Source organism: Rhodococcus sp. BS-15 (assembly GCF_000813105.1).
In the GTDB taxonomy this organism is placed as follows: domain Bacteria; phylum Actinomycetota; class Actinomycetes; order Mycobacteriales; family Mycobacteriaceae; genus Rhodococcoides.
In genome coordinates this window covers 1-5,944 of sequence record NZ_BAOX01000292.1, presented here as the reverse complement: position 1 = coordinate 5,944, position 5,944 = coordinate 1, and the positions used below count along the sequence as shown (strand labels likewise).

Below are 5,944 nucleotides of genomic sequence, written 5' to 3'. Positions count from 1 at the left end.
TCGGCACCCACCGGTTCCGGAGCCGCACCGGCCGCTCTCGGTTCGGCAGCGGTCGGACCTGCAGCGGTCGGAAACGCAGCGGTCGGACCGGCGGCGTCACTCCCCGGCAGCCCCGCACCCGTCGGAGCAGACGGCGTGGATCCGGCCGAATCTGTCAGCGAAGACGGTCCCGTCGGTGACGAGCTGGAGGATTCTCTGGACGGGCTCGTGGATCGAGTGGTCGCCGGCATCATCGACCGCGTCGACGATGCGCTGACCGAGACGATCGACGGTCGAGATCTCGAAAGCTCCGGCGACACCGCAGACGACAACCGGGCCGGTGACGACAACACGAAGGAGGCTGCTCCGGACGGGAGCGGCGACCAGAGACCCGAGTCGGCACCGCTGCCGCAGCCCGGGCAGCCGTGGCCTGCGGCCACCGACGAGCGTGGTCATCTCGAGGCCGAGCTCGATGGGCATCGTGCCCGCATCGCGCTGACGCACGACGGTGCGGTGACCCTCGAACTCGAGACTCCTGGACTCGAAACACGCTCGTTCGAGCTCGGAATCGGACCGTTCGGCCTACCCGAGATCGTCGAGGTTCCCGGTGGCACCGACGAGGTGGACGCACCGGCTTCTGCTGCAGCGTTGCCGTCCGAATCGGTGCCGTCCGAATCGTTGCCTGCGGCCGAATCCGTCGCGGCGGAGGAACCCGTGCCGCCTGCCGAACCGGTTCCTGCGACCGAGCCGGTGCCTGCGACCGAGCCTGTGCCTGGGGCGGAACCTGCGCCGCCGTCCGAAGCCGATTCGAATGCACAGGAGCACTGCCCGCCCGAGTCACCCGACATCGAGCCGCCAGCGGTGCAGCATCCGGTAGTTGCGGATCGACCGGTCACCGATGCGCAACCCGCCGACACGGGTAGCGGTGCCGGCCTGAGTGAAGCGGGGGAGCTGTGAGCACCGACAGCGGGTGCGTCGGGATCTGCATCGAATACGCGACGAGCATCGAATCGCGATGTCGCGGGCGGCCGAGGCGTTGAGTCGGGCCCAGGCTCCTGCAGTCGACCGAGCCGGACGGAATTCACTCGATGTGAGCAGAGCGGACTCCGACGTCGAGCCGGTGTCGGGATCGGTGCTGCAGCCGGCTCACCTGGACCGGCGAGAACCCACTCCGCATGTCGAGACCGATCCCGACGAACGGCCGAGGACCTGGCTGGTGTGACACCGTTCGGTGACGATCGGGACTAGCCCCGTCCGAGCAGCGCCTTGATCGACGCTGTGGCTTTGGGCTTGGGCTGCTCCCCGAGCGGAGCGTGCGGATCGACCGCCCTGGTGCCGTCGATCTCTCCTGCTGTTCCGGCCAGCTCCTCGTAGTCGGAGTCACCGGTCAGGTGGAACAGCAGGAAGGCGGTCAGGACCGCGCGGGTGCGTTGCTGAGTCTTGCGGTCGGGCTTGTTGATACCGAGTGCGCCGAGGATCCGGCGGCCCTCGACGAATCCGTCCGCCGTCGAGCCGTCGATTCGTCGCAGGATGGACGGTCCGTTCCAGGCCTGGGCGAGCGCGAGTGAGTTATCGGTGAGCGAATCCGCGTTCGAGTTGTCTCCGACGACGAGTCCCGGCACGGTGAGGCCCGCGGCGGCGTCCTCGGACGAGGGTGCCGTCGGTGCGGGGAACAGCGCGGCGACGGCCTTGATGTCGGATCGCCGGGACGCGGCGAGAACTGCGGTGCCTGCACCCATCGCGTGGCCTGCTGTGGCGAGTTTGTCCGGATGCACGCTGATGTTGCCGGGGCCGAGACGCACGCCGGTCATGATGTCGAGCACAGTGCCCAGATCGGTGGCGAGGCCGCGATGGGACGGTACGAGACCGCGCTCGGTGTCCGGTGCCGCAACCACGATGCCCCAGGACGCAAGATGCTTCAGGGTGTCGGTGTAATGGCTGGGACGCAGCATCCAGCCGTGTGCGAAGGCCACGCCGGGCAGTCCGAAGCCCTCGGCGGGGGTGTAGACGACACCGGGTTGCCCGGCGAGGGCCAGGTCGCCTCGGAGCACCTTGTGCGGGCCGCGCTTGGAGAGAGCAGATGCCAGCTTCTTCGGTTTCGCCACGAGAGATGACGCTACCGAATCGATGCGCATCAGGGGGACACCGGACACGTCGACCCGAGCGAATGGGTCGTGCGCGCCCTGCCGAGTACCCTGGTTGTCCATGTGCGGAATCGTGGGTTACGTCGGCCACCGCCCAGCTCTGGGTGTGGTGGTCGAGGCGCTTCGGCGTATGGAATATCGGGGTTACGACTCGGCAGGCATCGCCATTCTGGACGGCGCGGGAGCGACGGCAGTCGAGCGCAAGGCCGGTCGCCTGGCGAATCTCGAGGCCGAACTGGACGACATCGGCACCGACACGTTCGTCGGCACCACCGGAATGGGTCACACCCGGTGGGCGACGCACGGCCGTCCCACCGACCGCAACGCTCACCCGCATCGGGACGCGTCAGGAACCGTTGCGGTGGTGCACAACGGAATCATCGAGAACTTCGGTCCGCTGCGTGCCGAACTGGAAGCAGTCGGCATCGAGTTCCTGTCCGACACCGATACCGAGGTGGCCGTCCATCTCGTCTCGCGTGCCTACGCCGAAGGCCCGACTGCGGGCGACTTCGTGGCCAGCGCGAAAGCAGTTCTGCGTCGTCTCGAGGGTGCGTTCACCCTGGTGTTCACCCATTCCGATCACGCGGACACGATCGTCGCGGCTCGTCGCTCCACGCCCCTGGTACTCGGTGTCGGCGAGGGCGAGATGTTCCTCGGGTCCGACGTCGCTGCGTTCATCGAGCACACCCGCGACGCCGTGGAACTCGGCCAGGACCAGGTCGTCGTGATCACCGCCGACGGCTACGGCATCAGCGATTTCGAGGGCAACGAGGCGCAGGGGCGTCCGTTCCGAATCGACTGGGATCTGGCAGCCGCCGAGAAGGGCGGCCACGACTACTTCATGCTCAAGGAGATCCAGGAGCAGCCCGCAGCGGTGGCGGACACATTGCTCGGTCACTTCGACAACGGTCGAATCGTGCTCGACGAGCAGCGACTGTCCGATCAGGAATTGCGCGACGTCGACAAGGTGTTCGTCGTGGCCTGCGGTAGCGCATACCACTCCGGCCTGCTCGCCAAGTACGCGATCGAGCACTGGACCCGGCTGCCGGTCGAGGTGGAATTGGCCAGCGAATTCCGCTACCGCGACCCGGTTCTCGATCGTTCGACCCTCGTCGTGGCCATCTCGCAGTCCGGCGAGACTGCGGACACACTCGAAGCCGTTCGGCACGCCAAGGACCAGAAGGCGCGAGTTCTCGCGGTGTGCAACACCAACGGCTCGCAGATTCCGCGCGAGGCGGACGCTGTGCTCTACACGCGGGCCGGTCCGGAGATCGGCGTCGCGTCGACCAAGGCCTTTCTCGCCCAGGTGACCGCGAACTACCTGGTCGGGCTGGCGTTGGCGCAGGCTCGCGGCACCAAGTATCCCGACGAGGTTGCGCGTGAATTCGCCGAACTCGAAGCGATGCCCGAGTTGGTGCAGCGGGTTCTCGAGACGGTCGAACCGGTTCGGGCGCTCGCGCGCGAGCTCTCGACGGCCACGACCATTCTGTTCCTCGGCCGACACGTCGGATACCCCGTTGCTCTCGAAGGCGCGCTCAAGCTCAAGGAGCTGGCGTACATGCACGCGGAGGGCTTCGCGGCCGGCGAGCTCAAGCACGGTCCGATCGCGCTGATCGAGGACGGCGTTCCGGTGATCATCGTGATGCCGTCGCCGAAGGGTCGGGCGGTGTTGCACTCGAAGATGCTGAGCAACATTCGCGAGATCCAGGCGCGCGGTGCGCGAACGGTCGTCATCGCCGAAGAGGGCGACGAGGCAGTGCGCCCCTTCGCGGACAACTTGATCGAGATCCCGGCGGCCTCGACGCTGTTGCAACCGCTGCTGTCGACGATTCCTCTGCAGGTGTTCGCGGCCGAGGTCGCCCAGGCGCGCGGCTACGACGTGGACAAGCCGCGCAACCTGGCCAAGTCCGTCACCGTCGAATAGCGCTCGGCATGCGCGGCTACTACACACCCGAGCAGATTAGGAATGCGGAAGCGCCGCTGCTGAATTCCCTGCCGAACGGCGTTCTGATGCGCCGCGCCGCGTACGGACTGGCCACGGTCGTGGCGGGCGAGCTGGCCGTGCGTACAGGAGGCGTCGCGGGGCGTCGCGTGACGATTCTGGTGGGCACGGGCGACAACGGCGGTGACGGTCTGTGGGCCGGGGGCGTATCTGCGTCGACGCGGCGTCTCGGTGTCGGCTCTCCTGCTCGACCCGACGCGGGTGCATGCCGAAGGTCTCGAGGCCCTGCGCTCGTCGGGCGGACGCGTGGTGACTCGGTGCGGACCTGCCGACATCGTGGTCGACGCCATCGTGGGGATTTCCGGCAAGGGTCCGCTGCGGCCCGATGCTGCTGCCGTGGTCGAGCAGATCACCGCACCGATCGTGGCAGTGGACGTGCCCAGTGGAGTCGACGTGGAGACCGGTGCCGTCTCGGGGCCGGCCGTGACGGCCGACGTGACGGTGACGTTCGGTGCCCGCAAGCCCGTTCACGTGCTGGCCGTACCTCGTTGTGGCCGAATCGAACTCGTGGACATCGGCCTGGAGCTGCCGGCTCCGGCGATGACGTCGTTCGAGCCGGCCGACGTGGGACGGGTGTGGCCGATCCCGACAGCCGCGGCCGACAAGTACTCGCAGGGTGTGGTGGGTGTCCTGGCCGGCAGCTCCACGTTCCCCGGTGCGGCACTGCTCTGTGTGGGCGCAGCGGTCGCGGCCACCTCCGGAATGGTCCGCTATGTGGGAAGCGCAGGCGCAGAGGTCGTGTCGCACTATCCGGAGGTCGTGGCCGCCCCGGACCTCGACGCGGCGGGACAGGTGCAGGCGTGGGTGGTCGGTCCCGGTTTCGGCACCGACGAGGAGTCGGCGGACATCGTGCGCCGAGTTCTCGAAACGGACCTGCCGGTCGTCGTCGACGCGGATGCGCTCACGGTTCTCGCGCACAACGAACGCTGGGTTGCCGGACGCGCCGCACATACGCTGCTGACCCCGCATGCCGGAGAATTCGCCCGCCTGACGGGAGCCGACCCTGCACCCGACCGGATGGGATCGGTTCGAGATCTTGCTGCGCGCTGGGGCGTCACCGTTCTCCTCAAGGGACGAGCGACGATCGTCGCCGACGCAGACGGCACCACGTACGTCAGCGACGCCGGGGGATCGGCCGCATCGACCGCAGGCTCGGGCGACGTACTCTCCGGCATCCTCGGGGCCCTGCTCGCGTCAGGAATGACGCCGTCCACCGCGGCTGCCTGCGGAGCGAAGGTCCACGCACTGGCCGCAGCCCGTGCGGCTCACGGGTCGGACGGAGAGTTCGCGGCACCCATTTCTGCGAGTCCGCTGTGCGAGTCCATCCCCGACGCCATCCGAACCGTGCGCTCTCTCACAGTCTGACCGTGGTCGTGCGTGGCCCACTTCCGGTTCGTGATGTGTCACGAGATGTGCCACCCTGATCCGTCGTATCGGCGGCTCGGATGGCACTATCGAATGTTGTGACCATCGGCTGCGGCGACGAGAGGACCGATCCTCGGACGGGTTCGGGCGCGGTGGCGTCCGTCGACCTCGACGCCGTGGCCCACAACGTTCGCGTGCTGCAGCAGTTCGCCGGGGACGCCGCCGTGATGGCGGTGGTCAAGGCCGACGGCTACAGCCACGGTGCCGTCGAAGTCGCACACGCCGCAGTCGCAGCGGGGGGCGCACGAGCTCGGGCGTCACCACCATCGGTGAGGCCCTCGAACTCCGCGCTGCCGGTGTGACGGTCCCGGTGTTGGCGTGGTTGCACCGAACGGACTCCGATTTCGCGGCGGCGAGTCGCCGAGCAGGGTCGGGGATCGGGGTCGTCCACCGG

3 protein-coding genes and 3 pseudogenes are annotated in these 5,944 nt (G+C 68.1%); 5 read left to right on the top strand and 1 reads right to left on the bottom strand.

Annotated features, from left to right (window positions below; all coding sequences use genetic code 11):
• Window positions 1-936: pseudogene (locus RHBS_RS29240) on the top strand (hypothetical protein); the annotation flags it as partial.
• Between the two features lie 13 nt (window positions 937-949).
• Window positions 950-1,201: a hypothetical protein gene (locus RHBS_RS29235; protein WP_187298604.1), complete on the top strand. Its 252-nt coding sequence runs from the start codon at window positions 950-952 to the stop codon at window positions 1,199-1,201.
• A 22-nt stretch (window positions 1,202-1,223) separates the two neighbouring features.
• Here RHBS_RS29235 and RHBS_RS22995 read toward each other — a convergent pair whose 3' ends face one another.
• Window positions 1,224-2,114, bottom strand: a complete 891-nt coding sequence (locus RHBS_RS22995; RefSeq protein WP_237669595.1) for a dienelactone hydrolase family protein — start codon at window positions 2,112-2,114, stop codon at window positions 1,224-1,226.
• Window positions 2,115-2,184: 70 nt separating this feature from the next.
• On the opposite strand from RHBS_RS22995, the gene glmS reads away from it, so the two are divergent.
• The 3 genes and pseudogenes from glmS to RHBS_RS22980 form a co-directional block, all read left to right on the top strand.
• Entirely contained in the window at window positions 2,185-4,047 is a 1,863-nt protein-coding gene (glmS, locus tag RHBS_RS22990) for a glutamine--fructose-6-phosphate transaminase (isomerizing) (RefSeq protein ID WP_121870420.1), read from the top strand.
• Between the two features lie 8 nt (window positions 4,048-4,055).
• Window positions 4,056-5,490: pseudogene (locus tag RHBS_RS22985) on the top strand (NAD(P)H-hydrate dehydratase).
• A gap of 80 nt (window positions 5,491-5,570) precedes the next feature.
• Window positions 5,571-5,944: pseudogene (locus RHBS_RS22980) on the top strand (alanine racemase); the annotation flags it as partial.

Coding starts and splice junctions, on each gene's coding strand:
- RHBS_RS22995 (WP_237669595.1), bottom strand. CDS start 2,114: ATGCGCATCGATTCGGTAGCGTCATCTCTCGTGGCGAAACCGAAGAAG.
- glmS (WP_121870420.1), top strand. CDS start 2,185: ATGTGCGGAATCGTGGGTTACGTCGGCCACCGCCCAGCTCTGGGTGTG.